The 24,451-nt window shown below is 33.1% G+C and carries 22 protein-coding genes and 1 pseudogene; 10 read left to right on the top strand and 13 right to left on the bottom strand.

The genetic code is table 11. The annotated features are described in order from the left end of the window. The first annotated feature begins 15 nt into the window (after nucleotides 1-15). The 7 genes from ACEN2I_RS07560 (at nucleotide 16) to ACEN2I_RS07530 (ending at nucleotide 8,257) form a co-directional block, all read left to right on the top strand. Entirely contained in the window at nucleotides 16-879 is an 864-nt protein-coding gene (locus ACEN2I_RS07560; protein WP_441765489.1) for a DUF58 domain-containing protein, read from the top strand. Between the two features lie 125 nt (nucleotides 880-1,004). After that, nucleotides 1,005-2,639 (top strand): hypothetical protein, encoded by a 1,635-nt coding sequence (locus ACEN2I_RS07555; RefSeq protein ID WP_441765488.1) that lies wholly within the window; start codon nucleotides 1,005-1,007, stop codon nucleotides 2,637-2,639. Next, nucleotides 2,639-3,640 carry a vWA domain-containing protein gene (locus ACEN2I_RS07550; protein ID WP_441765487.1) on the top strand — a complete coding sequence of 334 codons (1,002 nt, stop codon included), beginning with the start codon at nucleotides 2,639-2,641 and terminating at the stop codon, nucleotides 3,638-3,640. Before ACEN2I_RS07555 ends, ACEN2I_RS07550 begins: the two co-directional genes overlap by 1 nt. 142 nt (nucleotides 3,641-3,782) lie before the next feature. Further along, nucleotides 3,783-4,817 (top strand): vWA domain-containing protein, encoded by a 1,035-nt coding sequence (locus tag ACEN2I_RS07545; protein ID WP_441765486.1) that lies wholly within the window; start codon nucleotides 3,783-3,785, stop codon nucleotides 4,815-4,817. 40 nt (nucleotides 4,818-4,857) lie between these two features. Next, nucleotides 4,858-5,631 (top strand): tetratricopeptide repeat protein, encoded by a 774-nt coding sequence (locus tag ACEN2I_RS07540; RefSeq protein WP_441765485.1) that lies wholly within the window; start codon nucleotides 4,858-4,860, stop codon nucleotides 5,629-5,631. 45 nt (nucleotides 5,632-5,676) lie between these two features. Then, a complete protein-coding gene (locus tag ACEN2I_RS07535) occupies nucleotides 5,677-7,425 on the top strand; it encodes a BatD family protein (RefSeq protein ID WP_441765484.1) in 1,749 nt (582 codons plus the stop codon). A gap of 85 nt (nucleotides 7,426-7,510) precedes the next feature. After that, nucleotides 7,511-8,257 (top strand): tetratricopeptide repeat protein, encoded by a 747-nt coding sequence (locus ACEN2I_RS07530; protein ID WP_441765483.1) that lies wholly within the window; start codon nucleotides 7,511-7,513, stop codon nucleotides 8,255-8,257. A gap of 69 nt (nucleotides 8,258-8,326) precedes the next feature. Here ACEN2I_RS07530 and ACEN2I_RS07525 read toward each other — a convergent pair whose 3' ends face one another. The 3 genes from ACEN2I_RS07525 to ACEN2I_RS07515 all read right to left on the bottom strand — a co-directional run bounded on the left by ACEN2I_RS07525 (nucleotide 8,327) and on the right by ACEN2I_RS07515 (nucleotide 11,638). After that, nucleotides 8,327-9,322, bottom strand: coding sequence for an NAD(P)H-dependent glycerol-3-phosphate dehydrogenase (locus tag ACEN2I_RS07525; RefSeq protein ID WP_441765482.1), 996 nt, complete (start codon nucleotides 9,320-9,322; stop codon nucleotides 8,327-8,329). A 390-nt stretch (nucleotides 9,323-9,712) separates the two neighbouring features. Further along, nucleotides 9,713-10,870 (bottom strand): iron-containing alcohol dehydrogenase, encoded by a 1,158-nt coding sequence (locus ACEN2I_RS07520; protein WP_441765481.1) that lies wholly within the window; start codon nucleotides 10,868-10,870, stop codon nucleotides 9,713-9,715. A 3-nt stretch (nucleotides 10,871-10,873) separates the two neighbouring features. After that, a complete protein-coding gene (locus ACEN2I_RS07515; RefSeq protein WP_441765480.1) occupies nucleotides 10,874-11,638 on the bottom strand; it encodes a type 1 glutamine amidotransferase domain-containing protein in 765 nt (254 codons plus the stop codon). 84 nt (nucleotides 11,639-11,722) lie between these two features. On the opposite strand from ACEN2I_RS07515, the gene ACEN2I_RS07510 reads away from it, so the two are divergent. Together ACEN2I_RS07510 and ACEN2I_RS07505 are read left to right on the top strand one after the other, a co-directional pair. Next, nucleotides 11,723-12,622: a LysR family transcriptional regulator gene (locus ACEN2I_RS07510; protein WP_441765479.1), complete on the top strand. Its 900-nt coding sequence runs from the start codon at nucleotides 11,723-11,725 to the stop codon at nucleotides 12,620-12,622. 140 nt (nucleotides 12,623-12,762) lie between these two features. Then, nucleotides 12,763-13,908, top strand: a complete 1,146-nt coding sequence (locus tag ACEN2I_RS07505; protein ID WP_441765478.1) for a nicotinate phosphoribosyltransferase — start codon at nucleotides 12,763-12,765, stop codon at nucleotides 13,906-13,908. Between the two features lie 160 nt (nucleotides 13,909-14,068). Here ACEN2I_RS07505 and nadD read toward each other — a convergent pair whose 3' ends face one another. The 5 genes and pseudogenes from nadD to ACEN2I_RS07480 all read right to left on the bottom strand — a co-directional run bounded on the left by nadD (nucleotide 14,069) and on the right by ACEN2I_RS07480 (nucleotide 17,084). Continuing rightward, complete coding sequence (gene nadD / locus ACEN2I_RS07500) at nucleotides 14,069-14,650, bottom strand: nicotinate (nicotinamide) nucleotide adenylyltransferase (RefSeq protein ID WP_441765477.1); 582 nt, start codon at nucleotides 14,648-14,650, stop codon at nucleotides 14,069-14,071. A 71-nt stretch (nucleotides 14,651-14,721) separates the two neighbouring features. Beyond that, nucleotides 14,722-15,026 (bottom strand): annotated as a pseudogene (locus ACEN2I_RS07495) (four helix bundle protein). 117 nt (nucleotides 15,027-15,143) lie between these two features. Further along, nucleotides 15,144-15,716 carry a guanylate kinase gene (gene gmk / locus ACEN2I_RS07490; protein WP_441765476.1) on the bottom strand — a complete coding sequence of 191 codons (573 nt, stop codon included), beginning with the start codon at nucleotides 15,714-15,716 and terminating at the stop codon, nucleotides 15,144-15,146. 89 nt (nucleotides 15,717-15,805) lie between these two features. Further along, nucleotides 15,806-16,666, bottom strand: a complete 861-nt coding sequence (locus tag ACEN2I_RS07485) for a YicC/YloC family endoribonuclease (protein WP_441765475.1) — start codon at nucleotides 16,664-16,666, stop codon at nucleotides 15,806-15,808. Nucleotides 16,667-16,733: 67 nt separating this feature from the next. Then, nucleotides 16,734-17,084: an arsenate reductase family protein gene (locus ACEN2I_RS07480; protein WP_441765474.1), complete on the bottom strand. Its 351-nt coding sequence runs from the start codon at nucleotides 17,082-17,084 to the stop codon at nucleotides 16,734-16,736. A 75-nt stretch (nucleotides 17,085-17,159) separates the two neighbouring features. Between ACEN2I_RS07480 and ACEN2I_RS07475 the strand changes: the two genes are divergently transcribed. Beyond that, on the top strand, nucleotides 17,160-17,615 hold the full coding sequence (locus tag ACEN2I_RS07475) for a DinB family protein (RefSeq protein WP_441765473.1): 456 nt from the start codon (nucleotides 17,160-17,162) through the stop codon (nucleotides 17,613-17,615). A gap of 15 nt (nucleotides 17,616-17,630) precedes the next feature. Here the strand turns inward: ACEN2I_RS07475 and ACEN2I_RS07470 are convergent, their stop codons facing one another. The 5 genes from ACEN2I_RS07470 to ACEN2I_RS07450 all read right to left on the bottom strand — a co-directional run bounded on the left by ACEN2I_RS07470 (nucleotide 17,631) and on the right by ACEN2I_RS07450 (nucleotide 24,447). After that, nucleotides 17,631-18,122, bottom strand: a complete 492-nt coding sequence (locus tag ACEN2I_RS07470) for a septal ring lytic transglycosylase RlpA family protein (protein ID WP_441765472.1) — start codon at nucleotides 18,120-18,122, stop codon at nucleotides 17,631-17,633. Between the two features lie 88 nt (nucleotides 18,123-18,210). Beyond that, complete coding sequence (locus ACEN2I_RS07465; protein WP_441765471.1) at nucleotides 18,211-18,633, bottom strand: hypothetical protein; 423 nt, start codon at nucleotides 18,631-18,633, stop codon at nucleotides 18,211-18,213. Nucleotides 18,634-18,737: 104 nt separating this feature from the next. Beyond that, a complete protein-coding gene (locus ACEN2I_RS07460) occupies nucleotides 18,738-21,302 on the bottom strand; it encodes a TonB-dependent receptor (protein ID WP_441765470.1) in 2,565 nt (854 codons plus the stop codon). A 320-nt stretch (nucleotides 21,303-21,622) separates the two neighbouring features. Beyond that, nucleotides 21,623-23,266, bottom strand: a complete 1,644-nt coding sequence (pgi, locus tag ACEN2I_RS07455; RefSeq protein WP_441765469.1) for a glucose-6-phosphate isomerase — start codon at nucleotides 23,264-23,266, stop codon at nucleotides 21,623-21,625. Nucleotides 23,267-23,826: 560 nt separating this feature from the next. Then, nucleotides 23,827-24,447 carry a hypothetical protein gene (locus ACEN2I_RS07450; protein ID WP_441765468.1) on the bottom strand — a complete coding sequence of 207 codons (621 nt, stop codon included), beginning with the start codon at nucleotides 24,445-24,447 and terminating at the stop codon, nucleotides 23,827-23,829. Between the last annotated feature and the right edge of the window lie 4 nt (nucleotides 24,448-24,451).

Here is a 24,451-nt window from a genome sequence, read left to right as displayed (position 1 = left end):
TAAACCAAATCACAAATGGATACAAAAGAGCTTTTAAAAAAAGTACGGAAAATAGAAATCAAGACTAAAAGACTGAGCAATCATATCTTTTCGGGAGAGTACCATTCTTCATTTAAAGGGCGCGGGATGACTTTTAGCGAAGTGCGTCAATATCAATATGGCGATGATATTCGTAACATCGATTGGAATGTAACCGCACGCTATAATGAAGCCCACGTAAAAGTTTTTGAAGAAGAACGCGAATTGACCATGGTTTTAATGGTTGATATCTCTGGTTCTGAAGGTTTTGGCTCAAAAAGTCAGTTTAAGAAAGACATCGTGACTGAAATTGCAGCCACGATGGCTTTTTCGGCTACACAAAATAATGATAAGATAGGTTTAATATTGTTTTCGGATATTATCGAATTGTATATTCCTCCAAAAAAAGGACGTTCGCATGTTTTGAGAATTATTCGAGAATTAATCGAATTTGAACAGAAAAGTAAAAAAACAGATATCGCTCAGGCTTTGAAATTCTTATCAGGGACGCAAAAAAAGAAAGCCATCATTTTTATGATATCAGATTTCATGTCTGAAAATTATGAGCATACTTTAAAAATTGCTTCTAAAAAACATGATATTACAGGCGTTCGTGTGTATGATATCCGTGAAGAAAAAATCCCGAATTTAGGAATGGTAACAATGCTTGATGCTGAAACCGGTAAAATCCAATTAGTTGATACGGGTTCCAAAAAAGTAAGGATGAATTACGAAAAACATTATCAGGAGCGAGTAAATTATTTCAAAGATATTTTCAGTAAATCTGGTGCAGGAGTAGTGAATACAAGAGTTGATGAGAATTACGTAACAAAACTTTTGGGTTACTTCAAATCAAGATAACTTCAAACATTAGAGTTCTTAGAGTAGATTAATTTGAGTTAAATATCATAAAATAAAAATTTGCTTAAAAATGGATCACGCATTTAAGTATTCATTTTAGATTAAAATCTGAAATCAAAAATCAAATGAAATTAAAATTTTACATATTTTTATTTTTACTTTCTTCAGCTGTTTTTGCACAAAAAAAACAAGTAGAAACAAGTATTGATACTACAAAAAATAAAATTGGTGCCGAGTTTAAGTTAACGCTTAAAACCGTGGTGAGTTCAAAATCTAAAGTTGTTTTTCCTAAGCTAAAAAACATTGGTGCTTTAGAAGTAATTCAATCGTATCCAATTGATACTGTCAAAAAAAATGACCACTACGAACTGATTAAAAAATATGGCTTAACTCAATTTGATTCCGGAAAATATACAATTCCGAGCATCAAAATTTTGATTGATAAAAAACCCTATCTAACAGACTCAATTCGGGTTGAAGTTGCCAGTGTAAAAGTAGACACTTTACAACAAAAAATGTACGACATCAAAGATATTTCTACTGTTGACAACGGAATTGGAGATTGGTGGAAATATCTTTTAGGTTTTTTATTAATCTTAGCAATTGGTGCTTTTGTATATTGGTTCATTAAAAAACGCCAGCAGAAAAAAATTGAGGAAGAAATTTATAAAACTCCAATTGAAAAAGCGACCAGTTTATTAAACGTACTGGAGAAAAAAGAACTTTGGCAAAAAGGTGAAATAAAAGAGTATTACAGTGAGTTAACAGACATTGCCCGTAATTATATTGAAGAAGCGATCCACATTCCGGCTATGGAAAGCACAACTTCTGAATTGATTCAGGGGCTTAAAACAGCTTCTACCAAAAAGAAAATGAGCCTGACTCCTGAAACAGTTGAAAATCTGGAACGTGTTTTAAGACAGGCCGATCTGGTAAAATTTGCAAAATCAAAACCTTTAGAATTTGAAATTACCGAAGACCGAAACAAAATTCAGAAAGCAATCTTAACGCTTGACAATGCTATTCCGACTGAAGTACCAGCTGAGGAAGAAGATCTACTGCTAAATGAGGCACAAAAGCAAAAGCAAATCAAGCTTCAATTAAAGAAAAAAAGAAACAAACGTATAACCATTGCGATTGCTACAGTGGTCTTTTTATTGACAGCAACTACTACTTATTTTATTGTAACAAAAGGTTTTAATTACGTAAAAGATAATATCATCGGACATCCAACCAAAGAACTACTGGAAGGAGAATGGGTGAAAAGTGAATATGGAAATCCTGGTGTTTTAGTTGAAACCCCAAGGGTCCTAAAACGACTTGACACTCAAAAAGTGTTGCCAAAAGAGGCAATGGCTTTAATTAAAGAAATGCAGCTCTTTGGTTATGGAAGCTTATTGGATAACTTTTATATTACGGTTTCTACTGCAAAATTTAAAAACCCGACAGAAATTGATTTGTCAAAAGCACTTGAAGGAAACTTAAAAGTAATTGAAGCTCAAGGGGCTAAAGATATGATTGTAAAACAAGAAGATTTTGAAACCAAAGAAGGGATTACTGGTATAAAAGGCTATGGAACTTTTAATCTTATCAATGGAAGCCTCAAATCCAGCACTAAACTTTATTATGAAGTCCTGATGTTTAAACAAGATGGCGGTATACAGCAAATTGCTATATTTCATGAAGAGGGAGACACGTATGCTAATGATATTTCGGATAGAATTTTAAATTCTGTTGAACTTAAAAAAGCAAGTAACTAATGGAAAAAATAACTTTTTTAAATCCGGAATTTTTTTGGCTGTTTGTACTAATTCCAATTGCAATTGGATGGTTTTTCTGGAAACGTAACCAGCAATCTGCTACTTTAAAAATGAGCTCAATTCAGGGTTTTAAAAATAGTGAATCACTATTAACAAAATTAAAACCTTTCTTATATGTTTTCAGGATTATTGCATTATGTTCTTTAATCATTGCATTGGCAAGACCAAGAACGGTTGATATCAGTAATCAGACAAAAACCACTAAGGGAATTGATATTGTAATGGCAATTGACGTTTCAGGAAGTATGCTCGCCAAAGATTTGAAGCCAAACCGTATGGAAGCTTTAAAAAGAGTAGCTGCAGATTTTGTTGAAGAAAGACCAAATGACAGAATCGGATTGGTTTTATACGCTTCTGAAGCCTATACCAAAACACCGGTTACCAGCGATAAAGCCATTATTTTAGAGGCAATTAAAGGAATCAAATACGACAATGTATTACAAGACGGTACTGGAATTGGAATGGGGCTGGCCACCGCGGTAAACCGACTTAAAGACAGTAAAGCAAAAAGCAGGGTTATCATTCTGCTTACTGATGGTGTAAACAACGCCGGTTTCATTGAGCCTGAAACTGCTTCGGATATCGCAAAACAATACGGAATAAAAGTATATACTATTGGAATTGGAACCAACGGAATGGCTGAATTTCCTTATGCATATGCTCCAAATGGCGGTTTTTTATTCAAAATGCAAAAAGTAGAAATTGACGAAAAATTGTTGAAAAGCATCGCCAGAAAAACGGATGGAACCTATTTTAGAGCAACCAGTAATGATAAATTGGCGGAGATATACAATTCGATCAACAAACTAGAAACTACTGAGATCCAGGAATTAAAATTCTACGATTATGATGAAAAATACAGAACACTTGTTTTGTTCGCCGGATTTTTGCTGTTGTTAGAAATAGGTTTAAGAAACACACTTTACAGAAGCTTTATTTAATTTTTTTAATTAAAAAATTCCAAATAACAAATTGGAATTTAAAAAGTAAAAAACAACAAAAAATTGAAATTTAAAAATTAATATTTAGAATAACAGCAAAGATTGGAGTTTGGAATTTAATTTTTGGAATTTAAAAAATTATATGGAATTAGACGAAAAAAAATATTTATATCTATTATTTCTCATCCCAATTTTGGTATGTGTATTTCTTTTTAATATGTATTGGAAAAGAAAAAAACAACGTGAATTTGGTGATTTGGAAATGGTCAAAAAACTAAGTCCGGAAAGTTCTGTATTTAAACCGGTTTTGAAATTAATAGTATTTCTTTTGGCATTAGCCTGTTTGATTATAGGTTTGGTTAATCCAAAAATTGGAACTAAAATGGAAACTGTTAAACGTGAAGGAATAGATATTGTTTTTGCTGTTGACGTTTCAAAAAGTATGCTTGCAGAAGATGTGGCACCAAGTCGTTTAGAAAAAAGTAAACAATTAGTTTCACAAATCATCAATAATTTAGGGAGCGACAGAATTGGAATTGTAGCTTACGCCGGCAGCGCATTCCCGGTTTTACCAATTACAACAGATTATAGTGTAGCCAAAATGTTCCTGCAAAGCATGAATCCCGGAATGGTTTCATCACAAGGAACTTCGTTAGACGAAGCTATCACGTTATCATCTACTTATTTTGATGAAAAAAGCAAAACCAGCAAACTGCTGATTTTAATTTCTGACGGAGAAGACCATTCTGAAGGAGCCTCTGCTGCTGCAGAAGAAGCCAATAAAATTGGGATGAAAATAATCACTATTGGTATTGGAACTGAAAAAGGTGGAACCATTCCATTAAGAGAAAATGGAATAGTTAGAAGCTACCAAAAAGACAACAATGGCGAAACTGTTATTACAAAACTAAATCAGGAAGGTCTAAAAACGATTGCTAAAGCAACAAAAGGTGGATATGTTTATGGTGGAAGTACAAAAGAAGTGCTGGAATATGTAAAAAATGCCTTAGATAATATTCAGAAAACAGAATTTGAAGCTACGCAAATGGCCGATTTTCAATCACAATTTCAATGGTTTTTAGGTTTTGCTTTCTTACTGTTGTTTTTGGATATTTTTCTGCTGGAAAGAAAAACAAACTGGATAAACGAGTTGAATTTATTTAACGAAAAGAAATAATTGTTCTGATAAAATTTGGAACAAAAAAATAAAAAACAGAATGAAAAATTTACTTCTTTATATTTTACTAACCTTTTCTTTGGCAGTTTCAGCTCAGGAAAAAGACAAAACATTGCCAGATGCCAATGAAGAATATAAACAGAATAAATTTGTTGATGCAGAAGCAAATTACAGAATTTCACAATCAAAATTTCCTAAAAAAGCTGCTGCTTCTTATAATCTAGGAAATACAATTTACAAACAAAATCAGGCATCAGAAGCAAAACTTGCCTATGAAAAAGCTATTAAAAATGCCCGAACAAAATCTCAGAAACATAAGGCTTTTCACAATTTAGGAAACGTTTTTATGAAGGAAAAAGATTATTCTCAGGCAGTCGAAGCTTATAAAAATGCATTACGTAATGACCCAACTGATGATGAAACCCGTTACAATTATGCTTTGGCCAAACAAAAATTAAAAGAAAATCCTCCTAAAAACGATAAAAACAAGGACAAGGATAAAAAGAACGATAAAAAAGACGACCAGAAAAAGGACGGCGACAATAAGGATAAAGACAAAAAAGACGGCAAAGACGATCAGAAGAAAGACGACAAAGGCGATAAAGACAAGGATAAAAAAGATGGTAAAAATGATCCGAAAAAAGATGATAAATCAAACAATAACGGAGAACCAAAACCTATGCCGGGAGGAATTTCAAAAGATCGAGTTAAAAATCTATTAGATGCGGTAAATAATGAAGAAAAGAAAATTCAGGATAAGGTAAACGCACAAAAGGTAAAAGGAAAACCAACTAAAACTGAAAAAGACTGGTAGAATTTACGATTAAACATTTAAACTAAAAAAACGATTAAACGATTAATGAAAAGATATTTAATTCTATTACTATTCACTTTTCAAGGACTTATGGCTCAGGTTCAATTTGAAGCCAGAGTAAGCAAGAATACGCTTGGAGTTAACGAAAGACTTCGGATTGACTTTATCATGAATGTTGATGGAGACAATTTCGAACAGCCTTCTTTTGAGGGTTTCAGAATTGTAGGCGGACCCAGCCAGCAAATAAGTCAGTCCTGGGTAAATGGAAGAAGTTCATTTCAGAAAATTTATTCATATTTTTTGTTACCTGAGCAAAAAGGCACCTTGACAATTAAACAGGCTGCAATAGAATACAATGGTCAGGTTTACAAAACATCTCCAATAAAAATAACTGTTACCAATGCCGTCGCTCAGGAAAGAGATCCTAACTCGCAGCAACAGCAAGGAAATGGAAATGAGGTTTTAAATCTGGTAGCAGAAATTTCAAAAACAAATCCATATATAAATGAACCTATTACAGTAGTTTATAAATTGTACTTCTATGGAATTGGTGTAACTGGTTTTAAAGAACTTGCCAAACCAAAATATAAAGATTTTTGGAATCAGAACATTGATATTAAACAGCTGCAAATTGAAGAAGGCACATACAAAGGCGAACGTTGTTATTTTGTTGTTCTTAAAAAGACCATTTTATACCCTCTAAAACCAGGAAAACTTACTATTGAACCGCTATCTTTAGACATAGGAGTTCAGCTTCCAACGAACCGTCGTGATATGTTTGGGCAGATGATTATTACTGAAAGTAACAAAACAGTTTCTGCCGGAGCCAAAACAATTGACGTAAGAGGACTTCCTGAAACAAATAAACCAATTGGCTTTACAGGTGCTGTTGGTAAACTTGATTTTAAAGTCACCCCTTCAAAAACTTCATTAAAAAATGGGGAGAGCCTTGATTTGGTTGTTAGTGCAACTGGTACAGGAAACATGAAATTATTTACCTTACCAAAACCTGTTGTGCCAAATGCATTAGAAATGTACGATCCGGTTCATGATGAAAATGTAAATACATCACTTGCAGGAATGTCAGGTAAAATTTCCGACAAGTATACAATTATACCACAATACAAGGGGAAATATGCTATAAAACCAATGGAATTTTCTTATTTCGATTTAAATTCTGGCAGTTACAAAACCATAACTTCTCCAGAAATTATGATTGATGTTTTGGATGGTCCATCTCAGGCCGAAGCCGTTGCTTCACACACATCGAAAAATGTAATTTCTAAATCGGAACAATTTAAATACATCAAATCAAAAACTGTTTTGGTTTCGACAGCAAAAGATGATTTTTACGGCTCTGATTTATATTATAGCTTATTGTTACTGCCTTTCGTGATTTTACCGATAATTGTCATTGCTAAGAAGAAAAAAGAGGCAATTGACAGCGATGTGACCGGTAATCGAATTAAAATGAATAATAAACTGGCTAAGAAATATTTATCTCAGGCCAAAAAACAACTTAACAATAAAGAAGCATTTTATATAGCCCTGGAAAAAGCAATGCATAATTTCCTGAAAGCCAAATTACATATTGAAACTTCAGAAATGAGCAAAGATAATATCCGAGAATTACTATTATCCAGAAATTCTAATCCGGAAACAGTTCAAAGCTTTATAAATCTTACCGAAAATTGTGAATTTGCACGTTATGCTCCGGCATCTAGTGCATCAATCCAACAGGATTATGATAAGGCTGTTTTAATTATATCAGAATTAGAAAAACAAATTGTTTAGTTTTTTAACCGCAACTTTCACTAAGAAAATTGATTTAGCTTTCGCTGCATTAAAGTTCGCAAGTTGAAAATATTACAAATAGAAAATGAAAAACATATTATATCTCTTTTTATTAATCTCACAGGTTTTCTTTGCTCAAGACAGCTTTAAAAAGGGTAATGCCTTATATCAAAAGGGGCAATATCAGCAAGCAGCGCAGACTTATGAAAGCATTATTAAGGAAGACAAGCAACACTCGGCCGAATTGTATTTCAACTTAGGAAATTGTTATTACAAACTTAATAAAGTGGCACTGTCGATTTATAATTATGAAAAGGCTCTTGTCTTAAAACCGCATGATGCCGAAACTTTAAATAATCTGAAGTTTGCCAAAAAACTAACCATTGACGAAATTAAGGAAGTGCCAAAAGTTGGTTTTGCCAAACTGATTCAGAACTTTACCGGTATTTTTAATTATAATATCTGGGCCTGGATTTCGGTAGGTATTGCATTTGTTTTTTTGCTGAGTTTCATTGGATATTATTTTTCACAGCTTACACTTTCAAAAAGAATATATTTTATTGGAATGTTTATCTTATTATTTGCTTTAGTATTAACTGTTTCAGCAGGAATAACCGAAAAAGATCACTATAATAATGATCGTCCTGCAATAGTTTTTGCCGAAATGACAGAGGTGAGAAGTGAACCTCAAAAAGCCGGATCAAGCATTTTTCTATTACATGAGGGATCTAAAGTTTACGTAAAAGAAGTCTTGGACAACTGGAAAAAAATAGAATTGACAGATGGCACAGAAGGCTGGATCGATGCTTCGGCTATAAGGGAAGTCAAATAATAAATATTTTTATAAAAAAGATCCTTTTCTAAATTTAGAAAAGGATCTTTTTTATGTAGTTGAATTCTTTTAATCTAAAGATTCGGTAAGTTTTTTGAAAACAGTTTTGGCATTTTTACCTTCGTACAACACAGCGTAAACTGCATCAATAATAGGTGTTTTAGCTCCATAACCCTGATTTAATTTGTAAGCACTTTTGGTTGCATAATAGCCTTCGGCGACCATACTCATTTCCATCATGGCACTTTTTACGGTATACCCTTTTCCAATCATATTTCCGAACATTCTGTTTCTTGAAAATACTGAATATCCTGTTACCAATAAATCACCCAAATAAGCTGAGTCATTAATATCGCGTTTCATTTTATGCACTTTCTTGATGAATTTTCGCATTTCGCGGATTCCGTTACTCATCATCACTGACTGAAAATTGTCACCATAACCTAAACCATGAGCAATTCCGGCTGCTATGGCATAAATATTTTTCAGCATTGCAGCATATTCAGTTCCGATAATATCATCTGAAATTTTAGCTTTTATATAATTACTCGATAATGTTTTGGCAACTGTACAAGCTTTATCGGGATCACCGCAGGCGATAGTTAAATAAGAAAGTCTTTCTAAAGCAACTTCTTCAGCATGACAAGGACCTGTAATAACTCCAATATTGTAGTAAGGAATATCGTATTGAATGTGAAAGTGTTCCCCAACAATCAAACTTGTTTCAGGAACAATTCCCTTAATAGCCGAAAAGATAATCTTATTTTCAAGAGAAACCGTTAACTGCTCTAATTCTGCATTTAGAAAAGCAGAAGGAATAGCAAAAATTAAGTAATCTGCATATTCAACTGCCTCATTTATATTATTGGTTAATTTAAGCTTCGCAGTATCAAATTCAACTGAACTTAAATAATTTGGATTATGCTTGTATTTTTGAATGTGCTCTATCGCTGCATCGTTTCGCATGTACCACGATATTTCAGGAAGATTCACACATAACATTTTTGCAATAGCAGTTGCCCAGCTCCCCCCTCCAATTACCGCAAATTTTAAATTTTCGCTCATTATTTTATTAATTTAAAGCAAAAGTACTTAATAATGCAGTAATATCACAAAATGTAGTTTAAGAATTTTAAAAAAGACCTTTAAATACAACGCTTTTCAGCGATTTTAAAAAAAATGAAAATATTTTTATTCTATCGCAATAAAAACCCAACCTTTACGTTGTAACTTATTATAAATTAGATTTTTAAATGAATTTAGAAAAACTTGAGTTAGTTAGTTTTGTTTTAGTATTGTAAAAAGGCGTTCCTAAATAGTTTAAGAACGCCTTTTTCTAAATGCCCCTTTTTCTAAATTCCAAATCCCAACATTTGATATCAAAAAATTCCAAAATTCAATATCACAACTTAGAGCTTTGAAGTTTAAAATTTTAAAAATTTTGGAATTTATTTATTAATAGCTCATCTCTACAATTGATTTTACTTTATCTAAAGTCACCAGTTGATTTTCTCCTAAACCTTTCCAGCCTCTTTCGTCAAAACGATTTACAATAAAATCTGCTGTTTTGTCGTAGTCATTTGTATATTGAGAAAGTTTAGTATCCATTCCCATAGTGTGGAAAAACTCTACCGTTTTTTTTATAGCTTCTTTTGCAACTTCATCGTCAGAACCTGTTAAGTTAAAGATTCTTCTTCCGTATTGCGCTAATTTTTCTTTTTTGGTATCAAACATTACATGGTATAAACTTGGACCAATAATCGCCAAAGTTCTCGCATGGTCAATTCCGTATAAGGCTGTTAATTCATGACCAATCATGTGCGTTGCCCAGTCTGAAGGAACTCCTTTTTGGATTAATCCGTTTAAAGCCATTGTACAGCTCCACATAAAATTGGAAGCCAAAGCATAATCTGATGGATTTTCTACGACTTTTGGACCAACTTCAATTAGAGTCTGCAAAATTCCTTCGGCAATCCTATCTTGTAAAAAACCTTCATGCGAATACGTTAGATATTGCTCCATTACATGCGTGTAGGCATCAACCACACCATTTTGAATTTGTCTTTTTGGCAAAGAAATAATAACTGTTGGATCGCAAATAGAGAATTTTGGAAACATGGCGCTTCCGCCAAAAGCCAGTTTTTCCTGAGTTGCTTCAATAGTTACAACTGATCCTGAGTTCATTTCGCTTCCAGTTGCCGGCAATGTCAAAACAGTTCCAAATGGCACTGCATTTTCTTTTATCAAGATTCTTTTTTGCAAAATATCAATTGGATTTCCGTCAAAGTTTACTGCTGCTGAAATAAATTTAACACCATCAATGACTGATCCTCCACCAACGGCCAGAATAAAATCGATTTTCTCAGCTTTTATTACTTCAACGGCTTTCATTAAAGTTTCGAAATGCGGGTTTGGCTCAATTCCACCAAATTCTACTATATCAAAACCTTTTAGGTTATCAATTACCTGTTCGTGAATTCCGTTTTTAAAAATACTTCCACCACCATAAGCCAAAAGTATTTTAGCATCTTTTGGAACTAAAGTTGAAAGTTTTTCTATTTGTCCTTTTCCGAAAATTAAATTCGTCGGATTGTATAATTCAAAGTTTAACATCTTTTATTTTTTTAATTGTGCCATTAATTTTTCTGCTACCAGCTTTGATGAAGCCGGATTTTGACCTGTAATCAACAAACCATCTTCCACAGCATAAGGTGTCCAATCATCTCCTTTTGAATATTGGCCACCATTGTCTTTCAAGGCATCTTCTAATAGAAATGGAACCACTTTTGTCAATCCAACAGCTTCTTCTTCAGTATTTGAAAATCCGGTAACTTTTTTGTCTTTTACCAAATAAGAACCATCAATTTTTACATTTTTTAATGCTGCCGGAGCGTGACAAACAAAACTTACTGGTTTTTTATGCTTATAAAAAGATTCAATCAAAGCAATAGAGTTTTGATCTACAGCCAAATCCCACATTGGTCCGTGACCACCCGGATAAAACACTGCATCAAAATCTCTTTGATTTACTTCTGCAATTTTATGGGTATGTTTTAGTTTTTCCTGTAAACCTGCATCGGCATCAAAACGTTTAGTGTCTTCTGTAGCAGCACTCGGATCATTACTTTTGGGGTCAATTGGCGGCTGGCCACCCAAAGGGCTTGCAATTTCTACAGTATAACCCTGATCTGTTAAGGTATAATAGGGAGCAGCAAATTCTTCTGTCCAAAATCCTGTTTTCTCACCTGTATCTCCTAATTTGTCGTGGCTTGTAAGCACAAATAATACTTTTTTCATCTTTTTTTTATTTAATTTTTGAGCAGTAGCAGAAATGCTACTCACTGTAAAAGCGATTATCGCAAATACTACAATTTTGTTCATTTGAATAATTTTAAACAAATTTACAGCTTAAGTGATATTTGTAAAAATAAAATAAACTATGTTTGTTATAAATAAAACTATATCATGGTAAACTTAGAATGGTACAGAACGTTTAAAGCGGTTTATAAAAATGGAAATTTTTCTATCGCTGCAAGGGAATTATTTATGAGTCAGCCTGCGGTAAGTCAGCAAATTTCAATGCTGGAAGCACATGTTGGTAATAAATTGTTTAACCGAAAGTCAAAAGGCGTAGAAGCAACAGAATACGCTAAGTTACTGAATAACTTAATAATAGACGCACTCGATAGGCTTGAAAATGTAGAAACTACCTTTAGGGCTAAAGCAGAAGATGCTACCCGATTAATTTCTATAGGTATATCAAAGCATCTTTTCAGCAGTGTTGGCAATAGTCTAATTGCAAAATTTGATTTAATAGATTTCACTTTTGCCGATGATGACACTCTTTTTTCATTAGTCGATTCAAAAAAACTGGATTTTGCAATTGTTTCCAAAAAGTATGACACATTTGATACCATTCAGGAAATTGTTGCAAAGATTAAATTGGTTATGGTTGCTCCTGCTAGTCTGGATATAACAGAATTTCGCCAGAAGCTGAAGTCTGATAATCTTACTGAAGTTGAACATTGGCTAAACGAACAAAAATGGTTTTCACATGATGCAAGAATTCCTCATATAAAATTATTTTGGCTTCATGCTTTCCATAAAAAAAGACCTTCCATGATTCCTAATTATATCATTCCCTCAGAATTTGAAATGCTGGAAATGCTTTCTAAAAATTCTGGTGTTGCCATAACCTGGAACTGCAATGCAAGAAGATTTATACAGAAAAACAAATTACAATTGGTATGGAATAGTTTTCATGTTCCAGAAGAATACGTTTATTTATTGACGGCGAAAAACAATAACTTAAAAACGTTTCATGATATTATTGCAAGAGAAGTAAGAATTGCATTGTCATCTTAAAAAGACAACTATAAAATCATAAATAATGAGTTGGGATAAAGTATTACTCATTAAATTTATCATTTATGCTGAACTATTTTTTGTGTAAGATTTAAGTTAAATCTTAAATTGCATAACTAGAGAAATATAAAACTTTATATTTGCCAGAAGGCGTAAGCGTGCCTTTGAGAGTGCCAATGTTTACAATGTACAATACGATTCCCGAGTTTTTCTGGCTGACGAATTATTTCGAGACTTTACTTTCTGCCGTAATTTGGCTGCCTTGTAACTCAGCTACAATTGCAAGGGAATATAGAAAAGTATTGGATAAATATGCTGACGAAACTTCTTCTGCTCCTGATTTTGTCAACTGGCAGGGACACGATTTCTCCATGAGGGGAATGGGCGGAATCGAAGCAGCAGTAACTTCTGCAGCTGGTCATTTGCTAAGTTTTACAGGATCGGATACGATTCCGGCAATTGATTTCTTCGAAGAATATTACAACGCTAATTCAGATACCGAATTAATCGCAGGTTTTGTGGCTGCAACAGAGCATTCTGTAATGTGCATGGGAACTACAGAGGGCGAATGCGAGACCTTCAAAAGGTTAATAACTGAAGTATATCCAAAAGGAATTGTATCAATAGTTTCTGATACCTGGGATTTATGGAAGGTTTTAACCGAATATTTACCGCGTTTAAAAGATGATATTGTTGCCAGAGAAGGAAAAGTTGTCATTAGACCTGATAGTGGCGATCCTGTGGATATTATCTGCGGAAATTCGAACGGAAAAACAGAACAAGAAAAGAAAGGTGTTATTGAACTTCTTTGGGATGTTTTTGGAGGAGCAACCAATGCAAAAGGATATAAAGAGCTTGTTCCGCAAATTGGCGCTATTTACGGCGATAGTATTACAGTTGCAAGAGCAACCCAAATTTGTGAGCGTTTAAAAGCTAAAGGCTTCGCTTCTACGAATGTTGTTTTAGGAATTGTTTCGTTTACCTATCAATACAATACCAGAGATACGTTTGGTTTTGCCATGAAAGCCACTTACGGCGAAGTGGATGGTGAGGGCAGAGCAATCTTCAAAGATCCAATTACAGATGACGGAACTAAAAAATCGGCTAAAGGATTAATGAAAATTGATCTGATTGATGGAGAATATCAGTTAACCGATAATGTTTCCTGGGAAGAAGAAAAACAAGGTGAATTGAAAGAAGTTTTTAGAGACGGAAAACTTCTGGTTAATGAATCTCTCAGCGCTATACGATCACGAGTAAAATCTCAGATTAGCGTTATGGCATAAAACTTAAAAAACCTGAATTTTGAAATTCAGGTTTTTTTGCACACAATTTTTCATTTCGACCAAGGAGAAATATCCGTAACAAACTACGCGAACAGCGCTAATCTTTGTCGACTTAGCAACAGAGATTGCTTTGTTCCTGGCAAAGACAATATTGTGTTTTTTACTTCTTATAAAAATTATTATGATCAATATATTCCCAGACTTTTGAAGGTAAAAGCGGCTGGATATTCTTTCCTTTTTTAATATTGTTCCGAATAAAAGTAGACGAAATTTCTACAACCGGTGCATCGATAATATGAATTCTCGGATGTGATTTTAATTCTGTATTTTCCGGCTCTTCTGAAATACGCGGGTAAACATAAATATCATGATTATCCAAAAGTACTTGGTAGTTTTTCCATTTGTGAAGTGTTTTCAAATTATCCTCACCCATAATCAATGAAAATTCATGGTTTGGATATTTATCATGCAAATGTGCCAGTGTATTGACTGTATAATTGGGCTGTTGCAACTTAAACTCAATATCCGAAGGTTTTATTTTTGAAAAATCCTCTGTTGCCAGATAAACCATTTGCAAACGATGATGATCATCGAGTAATGTTGCTTTCTTTTTTAACGGATTATGAGGTGTAACCACCATCCAAACCTGATCTAAATCGGCAAATTCAGCCATGTGATTGGCAATGATCAAATGACCAACATGAATGGGATTATAAGTTCCGAAATAGAGGCCTATCTTCATTTTAGTCCTTAGTTTATTATTCGTTAGTCCTTAGTTTTTTTAATACTTAGTCCCTAATGTATAATTTTAGATTATTCTTTTAATTTTTTTGAAAAAACATTTATCATTTTGCTTTCTTCTTCAATTAAAAACATAATGTCATTAAATAAGAGATCATCATAAATGAATTCTAATTCTTTTGCTATAATTAGTTGTGTTTCTATTTCGTTTAATGGGCCTCTTGAGACATTCAAAAAATGATTGAATGATTTATCTGTTAGTCGCCCAAACCCTCAGCAATATTTGAAGGAATTGAAACACTGGCTCTTTTTAACTGGCTCGTTAATGCATATATTTTCTTTTGGAAAACTCCTGGTAAGCTTATAAACCAAAACAACAATTTTTATTCCCTTTTGCTAAATAAGTAATTCCTTGTACGATTTAATCCCGCTCATAAATTTTATAGGTTAATTCCACTTCACAGACTAAGTACTAAAAAACTAAGGACTAAGAACTACTTTGAAACAAAATCCTTCACCAGCTGGTGTGCTTCTTCTAAAGCAACTGGTAAATCATAATTCTTAATAATCACATCAAATTGTGGCGCTGTTGCCAATTCTACAGATGCTTTTGCAATTCGCATATTAATTTTGTCATCACTTTCAGTAGAACGTTCTTTTAATCTGCGTTTCAATTCGTCAACACTTGGGGGTTTTACGAAAACAGCTAAAGTCTGTTCCGGAAATTTATGCTTGATGCGCAATCCGCCAGCCACATCAATGTCAAAAATCACATTTTTCCCCAAAGCCCAAATTCTTTCGATTTCAGCTTTCAAAGTACCATAAAAATTGTCGCGGTATACTTCCTCCCATTCGAGAAAATCTTCGGCTTTGATGTGTTTTTTGAATTCTTCCAGCGAAATAAAATAATAATCTTTTCCGTGTTCTTCTTCTCCGCGTGGGTCGCGTGAAGCAGCTGAGATCGAAAATTCTAAATTTAAATCTTCCTGTTTAAGTAAATGTCTTACTATAGTTGTTTTTCCAGATCCCGAGGGTGCCGAGAAAACAATTAATTTTCCTTTGTTCATTATTGTATGCTTTAGGCTCTAAGCAAATGCTTTAAGCTTTTATTCGTTCGATTTTCTGCCTATAGCCTAAGGCTTAAAGCTTACAGCGTTTACAACACATTCAAAACCTGTTCTTTAATCTTCTCCAGTTCATCCTTCATCATCACCACCAATTTCTGCATTTGAGCATGATTCGATTTTGAACCCATTGTGTTGATCTCACGACCCATTTCCTGAGTAATAAATCCTAATTTTCTACCATTGGCTTCGGTACCTTTTATTGTTTCTAAGAAATAATCTAAATGGTTTGTTAAACGAACTTTTTCTTCAGTAATATCTAGTTTTTCCAGATAATAAATCAATTCCTGTTCAAAACGATTTTCGTCAACATTCACCTGCAATTCAGAAATCGCCGTATGTAAACGATCTTTTATAGCCTGAACTCTTTCCGGATCCAATGCCAATGTATCTTCCATATATTGACGGATATTTCCAATTCGAAGATTAAACTCTCTTTCTAGCGATTCGCCTTCGTCTCTTCTAAAAGTTAAAATATTTTGCAGCGCTTCTTCAATGATAACCTGAATCTGTTCCCAGTCGTTCTCATCAATTTCTTCACGTTCTATTTTTAGAACATCGGGCATACGAACAGCCATTTTCATCAGTTCGGTTTCATCTGCAGCCGGATAAACTTCTCTTAATTGCGCAATATAATTTTTCACAACCGGAACATTGACCTTTGTCGAAGTCTGTTCTGAGGTACTTTCGATAAAAATAGAGAAATCCACTTTTCCTCTTTCCAATTTAGTAGAAATCAAAGTTCGCAGACCTAATTCCATTTCGCGGTAAGGAGATGGCATTCTTACGTTCAGGTCTAAACCTTTGCTATTTAAGGATTTTACTTCTACAGTAATTTTTTTTGTTGGCAATTGCAAAGATGCTTTACCAAAACCCGTCATCGATTGTATCATATATTGAGTATAAAGGCGCAAAGATAATTAAAAGTTTGCAGTGTTGGGATGAAAACAGTTTTCAGTTTTACTCCAAAGCTTTCATAACCTGCAGTATATTTTGCTGACTGTTGCCAATGTAAATTTTACCATCGATAATGAAAACCGGACGGCTTAAAAACGTATAATGTTCCAAAATGTATTTTTTAAAATCAGCTTCGGTTAAGTTTTTATTTTTTAAATCCATTGATTTGTACAATTGTGCTTTTTTACTAAATAAAGCTTCGTAACTACCGGATAACTGATACATTTCTTCCAGTTGAGCTTCTGTAATCGGATTTTGTTTGATATCATGAAAAACTAAATCGTTGTCTTTTGGCAAGCTTTTAATAATTTTTCGACAGGTATCGCAGGATGCTAAGTAGTATATTTTGTTCATAATTTTAATTTATTTTACATACAAAGAAAATTCATTGAAACTTAAAATTACCTATTTTTAGAAAAAAATACATTTATGAATTCAGTTTTCGAAGTACAAAAAACGACCAGAGAAATTCTTGTAAAGATTTTAGACAATCATTCATTAGAGCAACTAAACAAAATCCCTGAAGGATTTAGTAATAACCTGATTTGGAATATAGCGCATTGTGTCTCTGCACAACAAAGTTTGGTTTATAAATTATCAGGTGTGCCGTCAAAGGTATCTGAAGAATTTATTGCCAAATACAGAAAAGGAACAAAACCAGAAGGAGATGTTTCACAAGCCGAAGTAAATGAAATCAGAACATTACTTTTGGAAACATTACATCAGACAGAAAAAGATTATTCAGATAAAATATTCTTAAATTATACGGAGTACACAACCAGTATGGGATTTACACTTCGAAACGTAGATGATGCTTTGTCCTTCAATAATTACCATGAAGGTACCCATACCGGAATTATAATGTGTATCCGAAAGTTTGTTTAGAACTTTCGGATTTTTTTATTTTTGAATGACTTCAATTGTAACGGTCATTGCTCCTGCTCGTTTGTTATTAGTAATATCCATGAAAGCTCTTTTAGATAAATCTATTTCTCTTGTTTTAACAAAAGGTCCTCTGTCTGTAATCTCAACAATCACAAATTTGCCATTAGCTTCATTTGTGACTTTTACTTTAGTACCGAAGGGCAGTTTTTTGTGTGCAGCAGTGTATTTATTATTATTGAAACGTTTTCCGCTCGCAGTTTTTCTTCCGTTAAAACGATCATGGTAGTAGGAAGCATGAGCCGATTTTTTGTAGACTTTCAACCTTAAGCCTTCTACGCTAAAAATAGAGTCTGTTTCAGCAATAGTTAAAACTTTTAATTTATCTGTTTTTAAGGTATCCTGAAAAACCTTATTTTCAACAGATTTACTCTGACTCATCACGTAGGTAAAGCAACTTAATAAAGTTACAGAAAGAAGAGAGAGTAAAATATTTTTTTTATTCCTCATAATTTATTTTTTTTTCAGACTTGGGAGTTTGTACAAATAATATGCCGATATAAAAAAAGCCCTGTAGGAGGGCCTTATTTTGTTTTTTTTAGAACCATAAGTTCCAAGGAATTCTGCTTAAAATAAGCACTAAACCTAATCCATAAAAAATAGCAAATGTTTTAAACTTCGCTTCGCTATTGATTAGTTTTTTATGTTTTGACCATCCTATTGTAATTAGAACGATTGCTATTATGTTAATTAACGGATGCTCTAATGAAGTTAATCGAAGTGCGGCATTAGACATTTGCCCAAAAGCATCTTTTCCTAATGGAGAAACAAAATAAAGAATCAAACCGATCAATAATTGTGTATGTGTTCCGATTAAAGCAAATAATGCAATTTTGCGGTCTTTGGCTGTAAAATCTTTTTTTGAAGTGAATCCAAGCAAGGCATTTACAACTGCAATTAACAAAAGCAGCAATGCCAAATAAGCCCAGCCTGAGTGGAGTTTTTGAAGAAAATGATACATAGATTAATATTTTGTTTAAAACAAATATAATAAAAAAGGTCAAAAAAAAACGGCAATGACTTATAAAGTCAATGCCGTTTTATTATTTATTTAGATTCTAAATTTTAGAAGTTGAAACGAACACTAAAGTTCCATGTTCTTCCATATCCATAGTATCCACTATTATTTGCATCTATTCCTTTTACAAGAACACTTGTTGGAGTTGCAGCTACATTTGTTGTCAATTCTGAAAGATAAATTTCATCAAACACATTGTTTACGTTAACTCTAAAAGCAATTGAATTCAAACCCTTCGTTCCAGTTAACAATTTATAAGAAATACCTGCATCTACTAAATCATAATTTGGTAATTCTAAGTTGTTTTTAACTGCCCCAACATTTGAATATAATTTTGAATAGTTTCTCCAATCAGCATCAATCGAGAATCTTGGTAGGAATTCGTATTTAGCACCTAATCCCCAGCTTGTTTGAGCAGCATCTCCAACTTTTCCTCCATCAACATCGACAATATCTTGACTGATTATGTTTCTGTCTTCATCTCTTACTGTAATTACAGAGTTTCCTACGTATTGGTAGTCTCCAAAAGAAGCAAATCCTGTTACACTTAAACTATTTGTTGGTTTTGCAACAAAATCTAATTCTATACCGCTGTGTAATTGTTCTACACCCTCATTGGTTTTGTATGATAAAACACCATCCGAAGCTTCAGTTGAAGTTGTTGTAACTCTGTCTTTCCAAGAAGTTCTGTATGCATTAATACTTCCAGTAATTAATTTTGAACTATATGTATATCCTAACTCTAAACCTAATATTTTTTCATTTTTTGTTAATGGATTTACATCATTTCCAAAATTTAAGTAAATATTATCGTGATATGGTTGTCTAGAATAATAACCTGCATTCGCATAAAAAGATCCAATTTGTTCTACTTTATAACTAACACCCCCTTTAACATTATATCCTACATTGTTAACCTGTTCTGCATCCTGATCTGCAGGCAAGTAAGCCCAACGATCTGTACGGTTGTGGGTTTGACTTGATAAAGATCCTTGAAAAAAAGAAGAGAAATTATCTTTTGCATATTCTATTTGAGAGAAGAAACCTCCGTATGAAATAGTCTCATCATAATCCCATGCATATCTGTTAGGAACATCCGCAAATTTGGTTAAGATAGCATAACGATCATTTGTATATGTATTATATATTTTATTATTAGGAATATTTACATTTCCGTTGTCTAAAAAATAATCTGCACCTAATAAGTTGTTGATTTGTCTAAAGTGCAACCCTTTATAAGTTCTTAAATCAAGCCCTACATTAAAGTTAACATATTCTCCAAAATTAGTTTTGAAATTACTTACTAATCCGTACCATTGATGATTATTTACAGAATTACGTAATGCAAAAGTTGCTGATCCACTTGCACTTGCTTCATTCGCAGCAATAATTGCATCATAATCTACATACCCATCTGTAGTTCTCTTTGTAGAACCAACTGTACCTAAACTACCACCACGACCCCAAGAAGCATATAAAACAGTAGATAAGCTTGATTTACTATTGATATCAAAATCCCAGTTTAAGTTAGCAACTGGTTTATGATAATAATTCCCAACCGCTGACTTGTACTCCCCATTTAAAACACCACCATTGTTATTATATTTTCTACCATAAGTTTCATATACACTTAATTTTTTACCATAGTTTTGATCATGCTCTTGTGGTGCACCAGTAAGTAAAAAATTGAAACTATGTCTGTCATTAGCTTTGTAACCAACAGAGATAAAGTAAGTTTCTCCAGCTCCTTCAGTCCCATCATTGTAACCATCTCCTTGCCAATGTGAAAGCATTATACTAGTTCCCCATCCGCTTTTACTCATTCCTGTACTATAAGCAGCTGTTGTTTTAAAATAGTTATCATTAGCAACTCCTGTAGAAACAAACCCTCCTTCTTCCTTATCTGTAGCTTTGGTTACAAAGTTTACCGTTCCTCCAACTGAAGAAATAGCTAATTTAGAAGACCCTAAACCTCTTTGGATCTGGACAGCATTTGCAATGTCAGACATTCCAGACCAGTTTGACCAATACATTTTACCATCTTCCATTCCGTTAATTGGCTGACCATTTAACAAGAAAGCTGTATTATCCTGAGCAAAACCACGAACACTAATTCTGGAGTCACCATATCCACTCGCTTGCCCTGCAACATATACAGAAGGCGTATTAACCATTGTCTGAGTAATATCTGCGGTACCTATTTTTGCCTGAATTTCAGCTGCTTTTATAGTAGAAACTGCAATTGGAGTTTTTCTGTCTTTTGCTAAATCGATAATTCCTTTACCCATTACAACAATTTCTTCTAACTGATTTGAATCAGATTCTAATAAAATCATACCTAAATTAGTTGTTGCTCCATTTGAAACTGAAAACTTAACTGTTTGTGTATTATAACCTAAGTAGGTAATAACCAATTCTCCAGAACTGTTTTGAGAGTCTAATGTAAATTTACCATCAAAGTCTGTAGAAGTTGCAGTTGTAGATCCTTTGATAACTACATTTGCACCCGGCAATGAGTTTGTGCCGTCGGTAATTGTACCTGTAACTTTTCCCTGAGAAAATGCGGTTGAAACTATCATGAACAATAGTCCGGTAAGTAACCAATTTTTCATTGTCTTCATTTGTTGTTTAGTTTATTGTTTTTGGCAAAATTATAACAAATTAATCAGATAATGTTATCGAAATGTTAAGAAAAACAAGATTTACGCAATCTGTTGAGCATTAAAACAGTTTTATCTATAAATGATAAATAAAATATATTTTTTTGTTTTTAAATACATTTTTTTTGTTAAAATCATAAAAATACAACCTGGCAAAACTCTTAAACACACAAAACGATTATATCTTGTAAGAATTTGTAAAATTTTTGTAATAAAAAACCTCTTAATTTGTAAAATCAAGAGGTTTAAAGTGCTAATAAAAAACTAAGGCGTCATCTTTTACTTAAAAAATAATTTAGCAAAAATGAAGTCGAACTATCATGTGCTTTTACCGTTTTAGTATGTATTTCTTCCAAAATACTATTAGCCAATTGTTTTCCTAATTCTACTCCCCATTGGTCAAAACTAAAAATATTCCAAATTACTCCCTGAACAAAAATCTTGTGTTCATATAAAGCGATCAAAGAGCCTAAGCTTTTAGGAGTCAATTTTTCAATCAGGACTGTATTCGTAGGCTTGTTTCCTGTAAAAACTTTAAATGGTAATAAATAAGATGCTTTTTCTGCTGAAAGACCTTGTTTATCAAATTCTGCCTGAACCTGTGCTGCTGTTTTTCCGTTCATTAAAGCTTCTGTCTGAGCGAAGAAATTAGACATCAATTTATTGTGATGATCTTCATTTCCGTACAAAGGCTTAACGAACCCAATGAAATCTGTCGGAATCAATTTTGTACCCTGGTGAATTAACTGAAAAAATGCATGTTGTGAATTGGTTCCCGGCTCTCCCCAGATAATGGTTCCGGTTTGGTAATTGACCGGTTTTCCGTCACGTCCAACACTTTTTCCATTACTTTCCATCGTTGCCTGCTGTAAATAAGGAGCCAATTTGTGCAAATATTGTGTGTACGGAATCAAAGCCTCGCTTTCGGCACCATAAAAATTGTTGTACCAAACACTCAATAAAGCTAAAGTTACCGGAATATTTTGATCAAATTCTGACGATTTAAAATGTTCATCCATTTCATTAGCACCTTTTAATAAATCATTATAATTATCAAAACCAACTGCCAAGGCAATGCTCAAACCAACAGCACTCCACAATGAGAATCTTCCTCCAACCCAATCCCACATCGGAAAAACGTTGTCAGGATTAATCCCAAATTCAGTTACTTTTTGAATATTAGTAGAAACTGCCACAAAATGTTTTGCAATGTCTTCCTGAGAAGCCGATTTCAGAAACCATTCTTTGATCGTTTCAGAATTTGATAATGTTTCCTGTGTTGTAAAGGTTTTAGAAACAATAAGGAAAAGGGTTGTTTCAGGATTCAGTTTTTTGATGACTTCATTTACGTGATCACCATCTACATTTGAAACAAAATGAAGATTCAAATGATTTTTGTAAAACTGTAATGCTTCAACCGCCATTACAGGACCAAGATCTGAACCCCCAATTCCGATATTTACGACATCAGTAAAAGCTTTTCCTGTAAAACCTTTTCTTTCTCCAGAAATCACTTCCTCTGTGAAATTTTTAATTTTAATTTTTACTTCGTAAACTTCCGGAATGACATTCTCCCCATCTACATTTATAACTTTCGATTCCGGAGCACGTAAAGCTGTATGCAAAACCGCCCTGTTCTCTGTCATATTAATGATTTCTCCTCCGAAATAATCTGCAATAGCATTTTTTAATCCAATTGAATTCGCTAATTCTAACAAAAGCGAAATGGTTTCCTCGCTAATATTATTTTTAGAATAATCTACCAAAAAGTCATTCCATTGCAAATTAAATTTTTCAACTCGGGCAGGATCTTGTTGAAATAATTCCTGTATAGTAGTCGAATGTGTTGCGTTATAGTGATTTTGGAGATTTTTCCACGCTTCAGTCCCGGTTGGGTTTGTTGTGTTTAAAGCCATTGTGTATTAAATTGAAATTAGTTTTTTTAGAAACACAAAAATACTGAAATTAGTTTTTAATAGTTGTTTGCTGTGTAATTAGTTACGAAAACGATTTATGTCAATAATTTCAATCTTATTTTCTCCGTTCCATTTATGGATTACAAAAGTGTTCAACTGAAATAGATTTCCATTTTTCCGATTTCGCAGTAAAAATTCTCCTAAATGCACGCATATATTTATATCTACTTAATGGAATATCGTTTATAAAAACGATAGGTTTAGATTCTAATTTAACTTTTCTAAAATATTCTTTGAAAGTTATTGGCCTTTCCATGTTCAATTGATAACCTATTTTTTGAAAATCATCTTTTACAAAATGAAGTGTTTTTTTTTCTTCTTTTTAAATATACCTTGAAACATACAAATGCTATAAAAACAGGAAAGAGCAAAAAAGAAAGTTCAGTTAAAACAGCAATCATAATACTGCCAGAAAACCATAATAATACAACACTTAATTGAATTAGTATATCTTTTATTGTAACCATTTAATATTTGTGAGTTACTATGCAAAAAAATTATCACCAAATCTTCCACCAGGGCTTTTTGTTGATTTCTATTGTTTTTTTGTCCTTATTAATCTCTATCCTTTTAGGTTCTTCAATTTTTATACTTGAATCATCAAAAAATAGTTCACCAAGGTCATTCATTCCAATTGGTGACTTTGTTTTTTCTTTCCAGGCTTCCGTCTGTAATTCCGGAATTAAAGGTGAATTTATTTTGGAAATAAATTTTTGTCTGGCTTTTTCTGTTATTTCCTCTTCAATATTAGAAGTTGAATTTTTAAAAAGTGAAAGAGAATTATCCGGAATATGAAGTAGAAAAACCTGTGTTTTATTTTCGATTTTTTGGATGTCCAAAACTTTAAAAAATGTGATCTCATCCAAAAGAAAATGTCCGGTTTTAGCAGAATAAGGATTGAATTTCGCTATGTCTTTTGCATTAGCACTTGCAATTAAATACCTCACATTTCCCGAAAGGCCACCTCCAATAGAAGTCATATCAGTAAACCCTTTTTCCTTTATGATTTGCCCAACTTTGTACTTTTCAATTAAGTTATCAGTCAAATGAGTATCTCTGTAAAATAGTTTTAAATCTGAAAAAGTCTCATCAAGAGTTTGTTTAATGCGTTTATTTTTCATATTT

Origin of the sequence: Flavobacterium sp. W22_SRS_FK3, assembly GCF_052113665.1 — a bacterium.
GTDB lineage: Bacteria > Bacteroidota > Bacteroidia > Flavobacteriales > Flavobacteriaceae > Flavobacterium.
The sequence above is the reverse complement of the archived record's forward strand: the minus strand, read 5'-3'. Positions and strand labels throughout refer to the sequence as shown.